General features: G+C 54.9%; 14 protein-coding genes. 1 reads left to right on the forward strand and 13 read right to left on the reverse strand.

Annotation, left to right across the window (positions count from 1 at the left end; all coding sequences use genetic code 11):
- Positions 1 to 4: 4 nt before the first annotated feature.
- The 7 genes from AC2CGP_RS04560 to AC2CGP_RS04590 all read right to left on the reverse strand — a co-directional run bounded on the left by AC2CGP_RS04560 (position 5) and on the right by AC2CGP_RS04590 (position 7,226).
- Positions 5 to 1,687, reverse strand: a complete 1,683-nt coding sequence (locus AC2CGP_RS04560; protein ID WP_213760129.1) for an OmpA family protein — start codon at positions 1,685 to 1,687, stop codon at positions 5 to 7.
- Entirely contained in the window at positions 1,684 to 2,349 is a 666-nt protein-coding gene (tssL, locus tag AC2CGP_RS04565; RefSeq protein WP_213194017.1) for a type VI secretion system protein TssL, short form, read from the reverse strand. Before tssL ends, AC2CGP_RS04560 begins: the two co-directional genes overlap by 4 nt.
- On the reverse strand, positions 2,346 to 3,689 hold the full coding sequence (gene tssK / locus AC2CGP_RS04570; RefSeq protein ID WP_032714779.1) for a type VI secretion system baseplate subunit TssK: 1,344 nt from the start codon (positions 3,687 to 3,689) through the stop codon (positions 2,346 to 2,348). Before tssK ends, tssL begins: the two co-directional genes overlap by 4 nt.
- A gap of 15 nt (positions 3,690 to 3,704) precedes the next feature.
- Entirely contained in the window at positions 3,705 to 3,983 is a 279-nt protein-coding gene (locus AC2CGP_RS04575; RefSeq protein WP_475702511.1) for a hypothetical protein, read from the reverse strand.
- Between the two features lie 478 nt (positions 3,984 to 4,461).
- Positions 4,462 to 5,457 (reverse strand): FecCD family ABC transporter permease, encoded by a 996-nt coding sequence (locus AC2CGP_RS04580; RefSeq protein WP_072207418.1) that lies wholly within the window; start codon positions 5,455 to 5,457, stop codon positions 4,462 to 4,464.
- An 8-nt stretch (positions 5,458 to 5,465) separates the two neighbouring features.
- Complete coding sequence (locus AC2CGP_RS04585; RefSeq protein WP_213760132.1) at positions 5,466 to 6,422, reverse strand: ABC transporter substrate-binding protein; 957 nt, start codon at positions 6,420 to 6,422, stop codon at positions 5,466 to 5,468.
- 15 nt (positions 6,423 to 6,437) lie between these two features.
- Positions 6,438 to 7,226, reverse strand: coding sequence for an ABC transporter ATP-binding protein (locus AC2CGP_RS04590; RefSeq protein ID WP_213760134.1), 789 nt, complete (start codon positions 7,224 to 7,226; stop codon positions 6,438 to 6,440).
- 191 nt (positions 7,227 to 7,417) lie between these two features.
- Between AC2CGP_RS04590 and AC2CGP_RS04595 the strand changes: the two genes are divergently transcribed.
- Positions 7,418 to 8,104 (forward strand): RluA family pseudouridine synthase, encoded by a 687-nt coding sequence (locus AC2CGP_RS04595; protein WP_015705830.1) that lies wholly within the window; start codon positions 7,418 to 7,420, stop codon positions 8,102 to 8,104.
- A gap of 4 nt (positions 8,105 to 8,108) precedes the next feature.
- Here the strand turns inward: AC2CGP_RS04595 and tdcG are convergent, their stop codons facing one another.
- The 6 genes from tdcG to tdcA all read right to left on the reverse strand — a co-directional run bounded on the left by tdcG (position 8,109) and on the right by tdcA (position 16,500).
- Positions 8,109 to 9,473, reverse strand: a complete 1,365-nt coding sequence (gene tdcG, locus AC2CGP_RS04600) for an L-serine ammonia-lyase (protein ID WP_213760137.1) — start codon at positions 9,471 to 9,473, stop codon at positions 8,109 to 8,111.
- An 86-nt stretch (positions 9,474 to 9,559) separates the two neighbouring features.
- Complete coding sequence (gene pflB / locus AC2CGP_RS04605) at positions 9,560 to 11,854, reverse strand: formate C-acetyltransferase (protein WP_015705832.1); 2,295 nt, start codon at positions 11,852 to 11,854, stop codon at positions 9,560 to 9,562.
- Positions 11,855 to 11,887: 33 nt separating this feature from the next.
- Entirely contained in the window at positions 11,888 to 13,096 is a 1,209-nt protein-coding gene (gene tdcD, locus AC2CGP_RS04610) for a propionate kinase (RefSeq protein WP_047053816.1), read from the reverse strand.
- Positions 13,097 to 13,124: 28 nt separating this feature from the next.
- The gene (gene tdcC / locus AC2CGP_RS04615) at positions 13,125 to 14,456 is read right to left on the reverse strand and encodes a threonine/serine transporter TdcC (protein ID WP_020078491.1); all 1,332 of its coding nucleotides are present in this window, start codon (positions 14,454 to 14,456) and stop codon (positions 13,125 to 13,127) included.
- A gap of 21 nt (positions 14,457 to 14,477) precedes the next feature.
- Positions 14,478 to 15,467, reverse strand: a complete 990-nt coding sequence (gene tdcB, locus AC2CGP_RS04620; RefSeq protein ID WP_015366079.1) for a bifunctional threonine ammonia-lyase/L-serine ammonia-lyase TdcB — start codon at positions 15,465 to 15,467, stop codon at positions 14,478 to 14,480.
- Positions 15,468 to 15,561: 94 nt separating this feature from the next.
- Complete coding sequence (tdcA, locus tag AC2CGP_RS04625; RefSeq protein WP_015366078.1) at positions 15,562 to 16,500, reverse strand: transcriptional regulator TdcA; 939 nt, start codon at positions 16,498 to 16,500, stop codon at positions 15,562 to 15,564.
- Between the last annotated feature and the right edge of the window lie 149 nt (positions 16,501 to 16,649).

Raw genomic sequence — 16,649 nt, forward strand, 5'->3', positions numbered from 1 at the left:
CGGTTTAGAAAGCGCCATCCGCCGGAGTTGAAGCGGAGTTCGTCGAAACCTGACAGGCGTCGGGCTGCGGCACCAGGCTAATTTCGACCCGGCGGTTCAGCGCCCGGCCTTGCTGCGCATCGTTGCTGGCGACCGGACGGCTTTCGCCATAACCCTGCACCGCAAAACAGCTTTCCGGCACGTCGCCGGTATCGCGCATCCAGTTACGCACCGATTCGGCACGCTTCAGGGAGAGTGTCTGGTTGGATTTATCATCGCCTACGCTGTCGGTATGTCCGGCGATGACGATTAGCCAACCGGGCCTGGCTTTGATCCCCACCAGCGAGTTCACCAGCAGCTTGGTGGACCCCGGTTTAAGCGTCCACTTGCCGGTGTCGAATAGCGACATACTGTCGAGACGGACAATTTTCGGTACGATTTTTTCTACCGCTTTCGGCGGCGGAGGTGGAGGGACGTAGGAACGAATTGCTGCCAGTACCGGCTGACGCAGACGCTCGCCGCGATAGAGCCCAAGGCCCAGCGCCAGCGGCGCGCCATCACGCGCGAAGGCGTCCAGTTGCGCCGCATCCTGACGCAAAATCTGTACGGCGCGGGCTTTTGCGGCATGGTCGTCCATCGCCGTCCGTTCATAGCGCTGAACATCAAAGCCAACCCGCTGGAGGAGTTGCTGGTTGTTCCATGCGCTGCAGCACAGCGCAATCAGGGCCGCGAGGGAGAACAGACAGAATGCCCGCCGCAGAGCACGGCTTTTCGGCGTGATGCCGCCGCCCTGCGGCAGTATCGGTAAAATGAAATCCGGCAGTTTCCGCGCTTCTGCAGCAATTTCCGGTAACCAGGCTGGTAGTGAGTTGATGGAAGTATGCTCAGACAGCCAACGCTGCCATAGATTATCCGCCACGGCAGGCGCCCCGGCTGGCGTGAAATGATACAGTACGACCACCGGAGCGATCGGGGGAACATCGTCGCTTGCCGCCGCCAGTACGTTTAACGCCATCTGCTGCGTAAAGCGGGCAAGCGCATTTATCCTAAGCTGCGCCGCCAGGCGATGAGCGCCATCAGCCTGCATCAACCAGCTTGCGCTGCTGCACGGTACGCCGTCAGGCAGCCACACCTGCAACGTCTCTCCGGCACGCGCTGTCTGCCATAACGGTTCCAGCGATGCGCCGGACAGAGAGCTGTTCAGCAGTAACGGTATCGCCCGACGGGTATCGCCCCGCGCCTGGGCAAGCTGCCAGCGCAACTCGCGTAGCCGCCCCGCCAGCACCGCGTCATCATCATGTTGTTGCGGCTGCATGCAGAACATCACCGCCAGTTGCGCAATGAGCGCCGGGCGCTCATTGCGCACATAACGCACCGTCTGCTGCAACGCGGCGGTGGCGACTCTCAGCCAGCACCCCTGTGAGGTACGATAAACCGCGCTTTCTCCCGGCCAGTCCGCCGTGTCGCCGCAGACCAGCACAATCGGCAGTCGATACGGCGCCGACGGTAGCTCAACCAGCCAGTCGGCATCCGCAGGCCGCTCACGTTGTTGGCGCCCGACGTAGACCAGCCCGGCCGCTACGCCCGCCGCCGTCAACCCAACAGCCAGCACCCGGCCACCGGTGGATAACGGCAGAAACAGCAGGATCATCAACACCGCCAGCAGACCGCCCCACAGCCAGAGCAGGCGCTGATAGCGCGCGCTCATTGTCCGCCTCCCAGTCGCAACGCCGCCACCAGGGCATCCAGCCAGTAGTTCAACCCCAACCACAACGCGGCCACCAGCACCAGCGACACGCCAATACTGACCGGCCAACGACGCAACCAGTCTGCCAGACCGCGGCGGCCGGATAGATTCGCCAGAATCGGCTGCTGAGGATCGCCCGCAAACGGCGGTACACGCTCGTCAAGCGCGCTGACGAGCGCTGCGCGCGCCGGATCATTGAAGCCATACCGCCCCTTAAACCCCAGCGCCAGCACCCGATGGAAACAAGTCAGAACGAGGTTATCCGGCGCCGGCTCGCGCAGCACCTGGCGGATGCGCTCATAGAGCGCATCTCCGGCTTCCATGCCGCCAAAATATTTAACCTCAAGCGGCCGATCGTACCAGGCGATACAGGCGTCATCTTCCTCATTGCGCCCTTTCGCGGTTTCATCCAGCAGCGCACACCACGCATAGAGGATATGCTGACGGTTCGCCTCGCTGATATCAGCGGTCACCAGCTGCGCCATCACCTGTTCAATGTTGTCTACACAACGCTGCCAGAGATGTTTCCCCTCCCCCTCGGCCAGTTTGGCGCCAAGGCGCAGTTCCGTCACCGTTAGCCAGCTATCCGCCAGCAGAGCATCAATATTGATATCCTGGGTCATGAGCGCAGCACCGCATAGAGTTCGAGTTCAGGGTCGCCCAGCAGGCCGGGCACGTAAAAGACGCAACTCCCTTCCGCCAGCATCGCCTGCGCCGCCGGATGAGTCATATCAAGGGTGAAATACTGATTCTCCAGGCGCAGCGGGATGGCGGCGGGAACATGACTCATGGCTTTCAGCGGAATGCCGGGCTGCGAACCGTTGACCACCCGGTCAACCTCATCGGGGCTACCGGCTTTACACTGTTGCGGAAACTGCTCCAGCAGTTGCGCCGCAGGCAGCGCAGAGCGTACTGAGAGATAAAAGTCGGCCTCTTCACGCAGCCTTGGGTCGTGCAGCCGGGCATGCCAGCGCTTACGCCGGTCATCGTGCGTCATTTCAATCGCCACAACCCGGGATGGCAGGCTGGCTTCGAGCAGTACGCCGAGTAATTTGAACAGCGGTGGAAAGACTTCCGTCAACGCCTGATGGCGATAGGGCGGAATATCCGCCGTGGTATGGTCAAGGGAGAAGGTCAACAGGCTGCCCGCCAGGCTGGCCAGCGCTTCATACAGCCGTTCCGGATGTACCTGCGGATGGCGCAGGAAATGGTTCAACACCGGCTCCGCGCTGTTAAGCGCGTTCAGCAGCCAAAACAGCGATACATCCGCTACCGCAAAATCCGCCATCCTGGCATTGCTTTCCCTACGCATGGCCATCAGGCGTTGCAGGCGCACACCCAGTTGATTCGTCAGCTGTTCCGTTTGTTCGTGCAGCCAGCGGCTGGCCAACACTTTCAGCAGCGGCGGGATAAAGTCCTCATCCAACGACCAGCAATCCTGACTGTCGCGACGTAATCTGGCGACGGCGACGGTTTGATAATCGCCGTTATTGTCATCCGCTGTGCGCAGCGTCAGTTGCGCAAGCATCACCGCAATTTGTCGACTGTCTTCGCCGTATCTGTTGCGTACTTCTCGCCAGGCCAAACGCCAACGTACCGGCCGCTCTGCGCGTTGTTCCATCTGCAGGCAGTTGCCGCCGTTTTCATGCTCATGAGGCAGCGCCAGCACCACCGTTAATTCGCGGCTTTCCGCTTGCGGCAACACCATGACCTCAGGCAGCGCATCAGCATTATCGCTGTCGATAAGCGTTCCATCAGGAAAGCGTATATAGAGGTGGCTGGCCTTCAGCTTCCCCTGTTTTAGCAATGCGGCGTCAAATTCGACGCGGATAATCCCCCAGGGATTCATCACGCCCAGACGGGCGATACATTCGCTTTGCCAGGCCGCCTGATTCACCTGTTGTTGAAAATGTTGTGGGGAGATCATCTGGCCCCTGCCCCACAGTGGTCGTAATGTCTTCATCGCACCTCCTGTGCGTTACTCTTGCTTCTTCAATAAGGTGTTCATCAATCCGATATTTAATTTCACCACGCTAAATGATTGGCGAACGGTATTTCGAAAGAGAAAAGTTGAATTATTATTATTGATATTTATTTTTTCTTGAATGATTAGCGGATGGGTTTTAATATTACTGAAACGACTCACGCTCAGGGATTTAAGCAACAGCCCGACAACCCTCTGTTCAATTTCGTTATGCAGTGCCAATTGTGAATGAATACGGGCACTGAGTCGCTCACCCGGAAAGGCGTCGTTCATTACATTCCTTATATATCCGAACCGTTTCAGAATGAATCGCTGGTTTTAGTTAACCACCCAGATTAATGAACTATATTTAGATTGATATCAAGAATATTCACCGAGAGAATAAAAAACAAAGCAACTGACAATTGCAATATGACAATATATTGCGTTGCAATAGGTGCTTTTCGCAGTAAATTAAACCAGAAACTTACTAACGGACGGGGCATGCGCCAATGATGCCTATTCCATTGATATAAATCATCACTTATCGCCAGGCCGCAGCAATATTGGCCTGAAAGGCTTTTTGTCACAATTATATTTTTGGCGAATTATTTACAAACACTCTACCTCGTCTTAAAGCGCACTAGCCGGAGAAATCTCCCTTCTACAGTGGAGAATGATTTTATTACCGGCAAGTAATATTCATTTAAATAATAGAACCCATTATTTACGCGCAATAATGGGTCAATCTCTTTTTTTCCCTTGACTCGGCTTATCCTGTTGCCCGCATCAGCAACCCGACAATAAACGCGCCGCCAAGCCCGGCAGTGATAATACCAATCGGTAATTCTTGATTCGCTATCAGGCTTCGGCTGAGTATATCGCCGCCAGTGAGCAATATCGCGCCAAGCAAACCGCACATCGGCACGGCCATTCGATGCCTGACGCCAACGGCCCGACGCGCCAGATAAGGCACCATCAGGCCGACGAAACCAATAACCCCGGTTATAGAAACCAGCAAAGCGGTAGCCAACGCGCAGCAGAGGAAGGTTTCGCTTCTCAACCGCTCAACCTCGACGCCCAGCGAGCAGGCCGTCTGCTCCCCCGCCAACAGCGCATCCAGCGCCCGCCAGCGGCGCAGGGTAAATCCACTCAACAACGCCAGGCTCAATAAGGGAATGAACAGGTTGTCCCATCGCGCCAGTCCCAGACCGCCCAATGACCAGAATAGCAACGAACCAGCCGCCCGCTGGTCGCCGGAAAAGACCAGATAGCTGGTCAGCGCGCTGAAAAGAAACGACACCGCCAGGCCACAGATGATTAATTGTTCCGCTCGCCTTAGCTGGTTGACGCGAAACAATATCATCACCGCCAGCGCGGATAATATCCCGCCGACGAAAGCCGAGCCCGGCAGCGTGAGTGGCCCCAGTACATCGCCGAAGCGGGTGATCACCAGCACCGCGCCAGCGGAAGCGCCTGAAGACAGGCCAAACAAAAACGGATCGGCCAGTTCGTTGCGTGTCGTGGTCTGTAAGAGCAAGCCGACGATCGCCAGCCCCGCGCCGGTTAGCGCCGCCAGCAGGACTCGCGGTAGGCGTAAGTCAATGACGATAGTTTTCACTATTTCGGCAACGGGAGCGGATGCCAGGCCCAACGCGGATAGCACCTGTCGCCACGAGAGTTCCACACTCCCCCACTGCAGACTCGCTATCATCATGCCGCATAAAACGACGGATGCCAGCGCCGTCCATAGAACAAAACGTTGCATTGACGGCCTCATTTCACGTCCGTGGCATATAAGAGGTGCGCCAGCTTCTCAACCGCCGCAATATTCGCCGGACCCGGAGTCAATTCAGCATACTGTAGCTTAAGATAACGCTGCTGCCGGACGGCGGGCGTCTGTTTCATCAGGGGATGAGATTCGAGTACACGCTGCAGCGCCGCGGTTCCCGTGCCGGTTTGGTAATCGAGCAGAATAATCACCTGTGGTTCGCTGGCCGCCACCGCCTCCCAGCTCGTCGTGGTCCAGTTCGCGTCCAGAGTATCCATCACGTTGCGTCCCCCGGCCGCCTCGATAATGGCCGTCGGCATCCCGTACTTGCCGCTGGTAAAGGGTTTATCCTCGCCGGAGTCATAGACAAAGACCCGCTGCGGCGGTGTATTCGCTGCCCTGACAGGCAGGTTCGCCAGCCGACGTTTCCACCCTTCCACCAGCGCTTCTGCCTGTTGTTGCTTGCCAAAAATCTTGCCCAACTTGAGTTCATCGTTGTAAAGCAAACTCATGTCGGCTTTCTTTGCCTGCCCGCCGGCCTGTACGCAACTTTCACTCAATACCAGCGCGTTAATTCCATATGGCGCCAGCGTCTGCGGCGTCACATCGCCGCCAATTTTCATGCCGTAGTTCCAGCCGGCGAAGAAAAAGTCTGGCCGGACCGCCAGCAGCGTTTCCAGCGACGGGTATTTAGGCGCCAGCTCGGGGATGGCCCCCATCGCTGCTTTAAACTGTGGCGTGAGTTTATACCAGCCGGTGATGCCGGTTAGCCCCACAATCCGATCCTGGAGATCGAGCGCGAAGGCCATTTCCGCCATATTAAGATCGTTAATTACCGCACGCAGTGGGGGTTGATTAAAGGTGATGGGTTTACCGCAGCTGTCCACGGTAACGGGAAATGGATTCGCTAACGCTAACGGGCTACTTAACAGCAGCCATAAGATAGTTAAAAGTCTGTTCATATTTACTCGAGGCCATTAAGCGCGATGAGGAACTTCAAAAATGCGCAGCGCTTTACCGCTCACGGGATGCGCCACGCGAAAACTGGTCATGCCAAAAACCGGATAGCTTACGCTGGGGTGCAGCGCAGCCTCGGGTACGTCGCAAATCACCTGCTTGCCGTGGTGGATAACCAGCATTCGGTCGGCAAAGGCTTCAGCCGCGGCAAGATCGTGTAATACCGCAATCACCGCCACCTCTGTGCGCTTTACCAGGGTAAGCAACTCGCTTCTCGCCAGCGGATCGAGGTGATTGGTCGGCTCATCCAGCAATAGTAATTCGGGGGATTGCGCCAGCGCGCGGGCAAGCGCGGCGCGCTGACGCTGACCACCGGAGAGGTTGCCCAGCGGGCGATGGCGTAAAGGCTGCAGACCCGTATCACTAATAACGCTATCCACGATGCGCCGTCCCTGCGCCGAGGACGGTGATTCGCGATACGGTAAACGGCCCAATTGAACATACTCTTCCACCGTCAGGCGCAAATCGGGGATATCGTTTTGCGACAGGAAGGCAATATTCCGCGCGCGCGCTTGTGGCGACAGATGCCGTAGTTGACACCCCTGCCAGTACAGCGTTCCTTTATCCGGATTGACTTCGCCAATAATGGCTCTTAATAGGCTCGACTTACCGCTGCCGTTAGGTCCAATAACCGCCAACTTTTCCCCGGCTCGGAGTGAGAAATGAATCCCGTCAAGTATTACCGTCCCCTTTTTGACAGTCAGACTCAGCCCCTTGATGCTAAGTATTTCAGTATCACTCTTAAGCATACTTATCGATTTTATTATGTTATAACATAACAACTATGTACCACAGCCAGCTCGTCTCTGCAAAGGGGGTTGCATAATTTGTTATCGCAATACTTTAAAAAAGGTCTTCAGTGCCGGAGCGTACACTCCCAGGTCGCCTTCCGGACAGAGATTCGCTATCATCCCCCCTCACCCTTATGCAGCGCCTGCCCATGTCCACCGTCATTGATACCTTTATCGCCCCACCTTGTTCCGCGCAGATTAAGATCCTCTACGAGGACGCGCATTTGTTGTTGATCGACAAACCCAGCGGCCTGCTCAGCCTGTCGGGTAAGAACCCGCAGAACCAGGATTCAGTTCATCATCGCCTGGTGCGGGATTTTCCGGGATGCACGCTGGTGCATCGACTCGATTTCGGGACGTCCGGGCTGATGGTGGTCGCACGTAACAAAACGATCAACGCCGCGCTGTGTCAGCAGTTCAGCCAGCGGGCGGTAAGCAAGGTCTATCACGCCCTGTTATGCGGACATCCAGAGGAAGATGAAGGGATTATAGACGCGCCGATTGCCAAGGATCCGGCGCTGTTTCCGCGCATGGCGATTAGCGCGCGTAATGGTAAACCGGCGCGCTCGCGCTATCAGGTGCTATCACGGGAATGGTTGCCAATAGCCGGTGGTTCGCTGGCGGTAACGCGCGTGCGGCTGCTGCCGGAAACCGGACGCACCCATCAGCTACGCATCCACTGCCAGCATCTCGGCTATCCGATTCTCGGCTGCGATCTCTACGGAGGGCTGGTGGAGCATCAGGCCTCACGCCTGATGCTCCACGCCAGTGAACTGCATTTTCATCATCCGGTCAGCGGTAAAGCGATAGCGGCGCGCCAGCCCAGTCCTTTTTGATTCGTCAGGCGCAAATCACTTTTATCGCCAGCCCGCCGCGCGAGGTTTCGCGATATTTATCGTTCATATCTTTGCCGGTTTCATACATCGTCTCAATAACCTTGTCGAGACAGACCCGCGGCTCGCTGGTACGACGGAGCGCCATCCGCGCGGCGTTTACCGCCTTCACCGCATTGATGGCATTGCGTTCGATGCAGGGAATTTGCACCTGTCCGGCCACCGGATCGCAGGTCAGACCGAGGTTATGTTCCATCGCAATTTCCGCGGCGTTGCATACCTGCGCCGGGCTGCCGCCAAGCAGTTCTGTCAACCCTGCCGCCGCCATAGAGCAGGCCACGCCAATTTCGCCCTGACAGCCAACTTCTGCGCCAGATATAGAGGCATTCATCTTATACAGTGAACCGATAGCCGCCGCAGCCAGCAGATAGCGGGCAATCGAGTTGGCATTGACCGGGCGGCGAAACTTGTCGTAATAGGCCAGAACCGCCGGAATAATCCCGCAAGCGCCATTGGTCGGCGCAGTGACGACCCGGCCACCGGCGGCGTTCTCTTCGCTCACCGCCAGCGCGAACATATTGATCCAGTCGATAACGTTCATCGGGTCGCGGGAAAGGCTGTCGCTGGCCACCAGCTGTCGGCGCAGCGCAGCCGCTCTGCGCGGTACGTTGAGCGGCCCCGGCAGCACGCCCTCGGTATTCATTCCCCGCTCAATACCGTTATGCATCACCGCGTAAATGGCGGCGAAACCGGCATCGATTTGTCCCTTATCGCGCAACGCCAGCTCGTTTTGCATCATCAGGCCAGAGATGGAAAGGCCATTGTGCTCGCACAGCTGAAGCAGTTGATGGGCGGAGCGGAAATCAAAGGGGACCGGCGTTGCAACATCGTGAGTCTGGCCAAAACATGCCTCCTCAACGATAAACCCGCCGCCAATTGAGTAATAGGTTTTGCTGAGTAGCGGCTGCTGATGATCCCAGGCGCTGATGCGCATACCGTTCTCATGGCGTGCCAGCGCGCTATCATGAAATACGATGCTCTCCGGCAGCGGGAAATCGACCTGTCGGCTCCCCTTCGCCACCGGCAGACGGCCGCTCTCTGTCACCCGCTGAATAAATGCCGGGATGGCGTCAATATCGACATCCTGCGGACTATTTCCGGCCAGCCCCATGATGATGGCGACATCGGTCGCGTGTCCTTTGCCGGTCAGCGATAGCGAACCGTACAGATCGACGACAATGCGCGTAGTCTGCGCCAGGTTGCCGCGGGTCGCCAGCTCGGTGATAAAACTTTTTCCTGCATTCATCGGCCCCACCGTATGGGAGCTCGAAGGGCCAATACCAATTTTGAAAATATCGAAAGCGCTAATCATATTCACACCTCGGTTTACCGTGTAGTGAAGACCAGGTTTCATAGCCACGAAAAAAATGGGGCGACCATGATCGTCGCCCCGTTGCGTTACAGCGCCTGGGTGAAGGTTCGCGAAATGACATCCTGCTGCTGTTCGTGGGTCAGCGCATTAAAGCGCACCGCATAGCCAGAGACGCGGATGGTCAGGTTCGGATAATTTTCCGGATGAGCTATGGCATCCAGCAGCATCTCGCGGTTCATCACGTTGACGTTCAGATGCTGACCGCCCTCGATCCGCTCTTCGTGGTGGAAGTAGCCATCAAGCAGACCGACGAGGTTGGTTTGCCGGACGCTCGCCTCTTTGCCTAACGCCGCCGGGACAATCGAGAAGGTATAAGAGATCCCGTCCTTCGCGTAGGCGAACGGCAACTTAGCCACGGAAGTCAACGAAGCGACCGCCCCTTTACGATCGCGGCCATGCATCGGATTTGCCCCCGGCGCAAACGGCGTACCGGCGCGGCGGCCATCCGGGGTATTACCAGTTTTCTGACCGTACACCACGTTTGAGGTAATCGTCAGAATCGACTGCGTCGGCACCGCGTTACGGTAGGTCGGCAACACCTTAATTTTCTTCATGAAACGTTCAACGAGATCGCAGGCGATACTATCAACGCGCCGATCGTTATTGCCATACTGCGGATAATCGCCTTCAATCTCAAAATCGATCGCCAGGCCGCTGTCGTCACGGATGGGTTTCACCTTCGCGTGCTTAATAGCCGAAAGCGAATCCGCCGCCACCGACAGACCGGCAATCCCGCAGGCCATGGTGCGGTATACATCGCGGTCGTGCAGCGCCATCAGCGAGGCTTCATAACTGTATTTATCATGCATGTAATGAATGATGTTCAGCGCGCTGATGTACTGCACCGCCAGCCAATCCATAAAATGATCGAGGCTGGCCATCACTTTGTCGTAATCCAGCACGTCGTCCATCAGCGGCGCGGTTTTCGGCCCGACCTGGATTTTGAGTTTCTCATCCACCCCGCCATTGATTGCGTACAGCAGCGTTTTGGCGAGGTTGGCGCGCGCGCCGAAGAACTGCATCTGTTTGCCGATGACCATCGGGCTGACGCAGCAGGCAATGGCGTAATCATCACTGTTGAAATCGGCGCGCATCAGGTCATCGTTTTCATACTGTAGCGAGGAAGTGACGATCGAGACCTGGGCGGCGTATTTCTTAAAGGCAATCGGCAGCGCTTCAGACCACAATACGGTAAGGTTAGGTTCCGGCGCCGGGCCCATGGTGTGCAACGTATGCAGATAGCGGAAAGAGTTTTTAGTCACCAGCGTGCGGCCATCCAGCCCCATCCCGCCAATCACTTCGGTTGCCCAGATGGGATCGCCGGAGAACAGCGTGTCGAATTCCGGCGTACGCAGGAAACGCACCATGCGGATCTTCATAATGAAGTGGTCGATCAGCTCCTGGGCCTGTTGTTCATTGAGGATCCCGGCGTGGAAGTCGCGCTCGATATAGATATCGAGGAAAGAGGCGGTGCGCCCCAGCGACATCGCGCCGCCGTTTTGCGATTTCACCGCCGCCAGATAGGCGAAGTACAACCACTGTACCGCTTCCTGGGCGTTGCGCGCCGGGCGGGAGATATCACAGCCATATTTCGCCGCCATCTCCTGCATTTGCAGCAGCGCGCGGCGGTGCTCCGCCAGCTCTTCACGCAGACGAATAGTGGCTTCCAGATCCTGCCCGCGCTCGAGCGTTGCCTGCAGATCGGCAAACTGTAGCTCACGTTCCCGCACCAGGTAGCGAATGCCGTATAGCGCCACCCGGCGGTAGTCGCCAATAATACGCCCGCGGCCATAGCCGTCCGGCAGGCCAGTCAACACGCCGGATTTACGGCAGCGCAGCATATCGGGCGAATAGGCGTCAAATACCCCCTGATTGTGGGTTTTACGCAGCTCGCTAAACAGATATTCAAACTGGCTATCCATTTCCCGGCCATAGGCATCAAACGAGCTTTTAATCATGTTAATGCCGCCAAACGGATGTAGCGCGCGCTTGAGCGGTTTATCCGTTTGCAGACCGACAATTTTCTCCAGCGCCTGGTCGATATAGCCGGCATCGTGAGCGGTAATGGTGGTGGCGATATTGGTATCAAAATCAACCGGCGCGTGGGTGGCGTTCTCTACGCGAATGCCAGCCATCACTTTTTCCCACAGCGCGGTCGTCGCCGGCGTCGCCTGTGCGAGGAACGATTCATCCCCGGTATATGGCGTATAGTTGTGCTGAATAAAGTCACGGACATTAATTTCTTCTTTCCAGTCCGTACCGTTAAATCCGTGCCATGCTTCGGCGTACAGCATATCGCTGGTATCGATATTTACCTTCATGAAAAATAATCTCTCTACAGGACAACAACGTAATTAAGCAAATTCCAGGGATGCATTAATTTTGCCTAAATGAATGGCATCGAGCGCAATCATCTTCTCTTCATTGGTGGGTATGACTGCAGATATCACTCGAGCCTCGCGGGAAGAAATAATACGTTCACCGGCGGAGTTGGGTTGTTTATTTAACGCATCGTTCAGGCTGACGCCGAATACCGCTAAATGCTCAATCACCAGTTGGCGGATTAATACCGAATTTTCGCCGATGCCGCCGGTAAAAATAATCGCGTCAAGGCGGCGTAGCGAGGCGGCATGGCCGGCAATGTGGCGGGCAATACGATGCACAAAGGTTTTAATCGCCAACCGCGCGCGTTCATGCCCCTCATGCCAGGCTTTTTCCAGCACCCGCAGGTCGGATGACAATCCGGATATCCCCAACAATCCGGACTCCTTATTCACCACGCGTTCCAGATCGCTGAGCGTCTGGTTAGTTTCGCCGGCAATCCACGCCATCGCGCCAAAATCGACATCCCCGCTGCGGGTGCCCATCATCAAACCTTCCAACGGCGTCATGCCCATCGAGGTGTCCGCGCTGTGGCCGTTGCGTACCGCGCAAATCGACGCGCCGTTGCCAAGATGAGCAATGACCAGCCCGCTATCCTGCTCGGGTAAATCAAGCAGCGCCAGCGCGCGCTGAGCCACATAACGGTGCGAGGTGCCGTGGAAACCATAGCGACGCACGCCCAATCGCTGGTAATAGTCCCACGGCAGGCCGTAAAGAAATGCCTCTGGCGCCAGCGTCTGATGAAAGCTGGTATCAAACACCGCCACCTGCAGTACGCCGGGGAATAACTGCTGCGCTGATTCAATACCGCTGAGATTGGCGTAATTATGTAGCGGCGCCAGCGGCGACACCTGGCGAATATTATCGATAACCTCATCGGTAATGATCGCCGATTCGGTAAATATGCTGCCGCCGTGCGCGATACGGTGGCCAATTAACGCCACGCTATCCATTAAATCTCGTTTTTCTAATTCAAATGCGATCGCCTTCAATGCGCCCTCATAGCTGCGGTGAGCCAGCTTAGCCGGCTCTCCACCATTTATTGACAGGAACGCATTTTCAGAATTAATGCCATCTGCAATACCAGCCATTAATACTTCACAGCTGGCGGCATCAAGTACTGAAAATTTAATTGAAGACGAGCCGCAGTTAATGACCAGTACTACCGGATATTCATTCATGTCATCACTCCGCTCGTCCTGAGCTTAATTAAAACAGTTTGTAAACGATGTTCAGAATGGTCAGCAGACCGATTACCGTGACGAAGACGTTGTCCAGGCGGCCGCGATATTTAGCCAACGATGGCGCTTTACGAATGGCGTACATCGGCAGCAGGCACAGCAGTGAGGCAATAATCGGCGCGCCCATCGCTTCAATCAGATCGAGAATGTTCGGGTTGGCGTAGGCGACAATCCACGTTGAGCCCATGATAAAGATCATGCTGATGGTGTTGAGCTTGCCGCTGGAAACGCGGGTTTTATCGCCTTTGTAGCCAAACTTCAGCACCAGACCGTTCAGGCCTTCCAGCGTGCCGAGATAGTGGCCGAAGAAGGATTTGAAAATCGCCACCAGCGCAATGATTGACGCGCCATATTCAAGCACCGTGGCAAAGGTGGATTTGGTGCCGGACAGCGAGGCGAAGTGGTTCGCCAGGTATGAGAGCACCGGGATATTCTGCGCCTTGGCATCGGCCATATTCTGCGGCGACAGAGTAAACAGGCAGCTGAAGGCAAAGAACATTACCACGGCCACCATCAGCATGCTGGCGCGAGAGATAATCTGAGAACATTTGCGCTCGGTGAACTCGCGACCAAACTCTTTTTCATACTCTTCGCGCTTGGAAACCACGAATGAAGAGACAATAGGCGAGAAGTTAAACGAGAACACCATAATCGAAATACCCAACCAGACGGTAACCAGAATGCCATCGTGACCGGTTAGCGAAATCTCGCTTAAATTGACCTGATCGATAACCGCGGAGTTCCAGTAAGGGATCAGCGACAGCGAAATCAGCACCAGGCTGGCGATAAATGGCCATACCAGATAGCTCATCACTTTCACCATCAGGTCTTTACCGAACCAGATGACGAACGCCATTAGCAGCAGCAGGAACAGCGCGACAAAACCACGGTTCAGCGCCGGCAACTGCAGCTGGTTTTCCCAGAAGGTCATAAAGGTATTAGTGATTGTCACGCCGTAAATCCACAGCAGCGGGCAAATCGCAAAGAAATAAAGGAAGGTAATCACCACCCCGCCGGTTTTACCAAAGTGCTCTTCTACCGTTTCGGTGATGTTGCCGGAAGGATTTGAGCCGGATAGGCACAGCCGCGCCAGCGCCCGGTGGCAATAGAAGGCGATCGGGTAGGCCAGCACTAACATCAGTAAGATGGGGATCAGGCCGCCGAAGCCGGCGCGGATCGGGAAGAATAATACCCCGGCGCCAATGGCGGTGCCGAATAAGCCCAGGGTCCAGGTGGTGTCCGATTTGCGCCAGGACGACTCTTTTGTCTGGCTGGATACAATGCTATCTGTAGTACTCATATCCTATCCTCATCAAAAAGATTAAGCGTCAACTAAACCAGTAATTTGCGATACGCGAGACAGGTCGATATTACCGCCGGAAATAATGCTGACGGTTTTTCGGTTCTGGATATAGCTGTCCAGCTTACCGCTTAATAATGCGGCACAGGCTAACGCCCCGGCCCCTTCGGTAATCACTTTATTGCGTTGAATAAGTGCGACCATACTGTTGCGAATTTCGTCTTCGCTAACCAGCACAATATCGTCGACTAATTCACGCACGATCTGATAGGTAATATTTCCCGGACGAGAAACGTCGCAACCGTCAGCAAGGGTGGCATTAGTGCGATGATTGGTAATTTCTCCGGCGTAATACGAGGCGGCCATGCCGTGAACGTTTTCCGACTGTACGCCAATAATACGAATAGTCGGGTTGATCGATTTAATCGCCACCGCGATACCGGCAATTAAACCGCCGCCGCCAATCGGCACAATAACGTTATCGACATCATATAAATCCTCCATGATTTCCAGACCAATAGTCCCCTGGCCGGCTATCACTTTCGGGTCATCGTAGGGAGGAATAAATATACGCCCTTCCATTTCGACAATTTCGCTGACTTTGGCGATAGTGTCGTTAAAGTTATCGCCATGTAGCACTACTTCCGCCGAATAGTCGCAGGTGGCGGCAACTTTCGATTTTGGCGCGCCTTTCGGCATCACCACTTTGCCGTCAATACCGAGCATAGCGCAGGAGAGCGAAACGCCCTGCGCATGGTTACCGGCGGAACACGCCACCACGCCTTTGCGCTTTTCGGCATCGGTCAGCGAGCTGAGTTTATTAAACGCGCCGCGAATTTTAAAAGAACCGGTGCGCTGCATATTTTCAAACTTAAGGAAGATTTCGCCTTTGCATCGTTCACTGAAATAATTTGAGCGCGGCATCCCCGTTTTATATATTTTACCTGCCAATCTTTTTTTCGCTTCGAGGATATCTTCAATAGCAACCGGAAGATCGTATGTAATATGCATGAGAACCTCTTAACCTGGAATTAAAAAATAGCGTTAATGGGCAGCGATTGATAAACAGATCGCAGCTTAAGTTTCAATCAATACAAAAAGACAATTAGTCCACGGTAATTAATTGTCGTCGTCGGCAGCCGCTATGGGCTGAATATTCTTTCGCTAATTCAACTAACGCCGAGGCCGCGCTTTTAATGCGATAATTTTTCGACCACACTGCAGCATAATGCGCCACCGGTAACGCATCCTCGACAGGAATGGTAATAAATTGATTAGAGCCAAAAGGTGCGGTCATATCACAAGGAATAACCGTCAGGAAATCAGCATTGAGAACAAGATTATAAATAGTAACGACAGAGTCTGTTTTAACGATGTTTTCATTGTTGATGCCGCTGCGTTGAAGCGTGGCGAGGAGTTCACTGTAGTAACCCATATTAGTTTGCGGCAATACCCACTGTTCGTGCTGTAACGATGCCAGCGTGGCACTGCCGCTGCGCGTTCGCGATTTGCTGGCCACCAGCACGAACTCCGATTCAAATAGCGGTTCGACATGCAGATCGTGCAGCTTCATCTCATCGCTCAACGTGCCGATGGCGAAATCGAGACGGCCATCGCGAATCGCCGGCAGGAACGATGAAAGCTGCGCTTCGTACATCGAGACCTGTGCTTTGGGAAATAACTTTTTGAATTTATGGATCATATCCGACATAAAAGTGAAGCCGATCAGCGACGGGAAACCGAAAGAGACGTCAACGACGGTGCTGCAGGTCATGCTGTTCATTTCGTTAACCATATTTTTCATTTCGCGGGTAATCGACTCCGACCAGCTCAACAGCACCTGTCCGGCCTCCGTCAACGTAACACCGGTATTTTTACGGACAATAAGCTCAGTGCCGAAATAGTCTTCAATATCATTAATCGTTTTACTGACTGCAGGTTGAGTTAATCCTAACTCTTTCGCTGCCGAACCAATCGAACCACTTCTGATCACCTCCTGGAATACAACCAGGTGCTGAGTTTTAGGGAGCGGAATAGTATTCATATTGGTTATCCACGTTAATGACTTTGTTGACGGCGGAAAGTGTATCAAATGATGATCCGCTGGTTGTGTGAGACCACTCACAAAGCACTTTCACCTATAATCAACCTCATCCATGAAACAAAATAAAGCAATTAAAATCAATAAGATAA

Source organism: Klebsiella sp. SYXHC3, from assembly GCF_057196925.1.

What these genes read in the sequence shown, in the direction of transcription:
- AC2CGP_RS04580 (WP_072207418.1), bottom strand. Translation starts at nt 5,457, where the DNA reads ATGCAACGTTTTGTTCTATGGACGGCGCTGGCATCCGTCGTTTTATGC.
- tdcC (WP_020078491.1), bottom strand. Translation starts at nt 14,456, where the DNA reads ATGAGTACTACAGATAGCATTGTATCCAGCCAGACAAAAGAGTCGTCC.
- AC2CGP_RS04595 (WP_015705830.1), top strand. Translation starts at nt 7,418, where the DNA reads ATGTCCACCGTCATTGATACCTTTATCGCCCCACCTTGTTCCGCGCAG.
- AC2CGP_RS04590 (WP_213760134.1), bottom strand. Translation starts at nt 7,226, where the DNA reads ATGCTTAAGAGTGATACTGAAATACTTAGCATCAAGGGGCTGAGTCTG.
- tssK (WP_032714779.1), bottom strand. Translation starts at nt 3,689, where the DNA reads ATGAAGACATTACGACCACTGTGGGGCAGGGGCCAGATGATCTCCCCA.
- AC2CGP_RS04585 (WP_213760132.1), bottom strand. Translation starts at nt 6,422, where the DNA reads ATGAACAGACTTTTAACTATCTTATGGCTGCTGTTAAGTAGCCCGTTA.
- tdcA (WP_015366078.1), bottom strand. Translation starts at nt 16,500, where the DNA reads ATGAATACTATTCCGCTCCCTAAAACTCAGCACCTGGTTGTATTCCAG.
- AC2CGP_RS04575 (WP_475702511.1), bottom strand. Translation starts at nt 3,983, where the DNA reads ATGAACGACGCCTTTCCGGGTGAGCGACTCAGTGCCCGTATTCATTCA.
- tssL (WP_213194017.1), bottom strand. Translation starts at nt 2,349, where the DNA reads ATGACCCAGGATATCAATATTGATGCTCTGCTGGCGGATAGCTGGCTA.
- tdcB (WP_015366079.1), bottom strand. Translation starts at nt 15,467, where the DNA reads ATGCATATTACATACGATCTTCCGGTTGCTATTGAAGATATCCTCGAA.
- tdcD (WP_047053816.1), bottom strand. Translation starts at nt 13,096, where the DNA reads ATGAATGAATATCCGGTAGTACTGGTCATTAACTGCGGCTCGTCTTCA.
- AC2CGP_RS04560 (WP_213760129.1), bottom strand. Translation starts at nt 1,687, where the DNA reads ATGAGCGCGCGCTATCAGCGCCTGCTCTGGCTGTGGGGCGGTCTGCTG.
- tdcG (WP_213760137.1), bottom strand. Translation starts at nt 9,473, where the DNA reads ATGATTAGCGCTTTCGATATTTTCAAAATTGGTATTGGCCCTTCGAGC.
- pflB (WP_015705832.1), bottom strand. Translation starts at nt 11,854, where the DNA reads ATGAAGGTAAATATCGATACCAGCGATATGCTGTACGCCGAAGCATGG.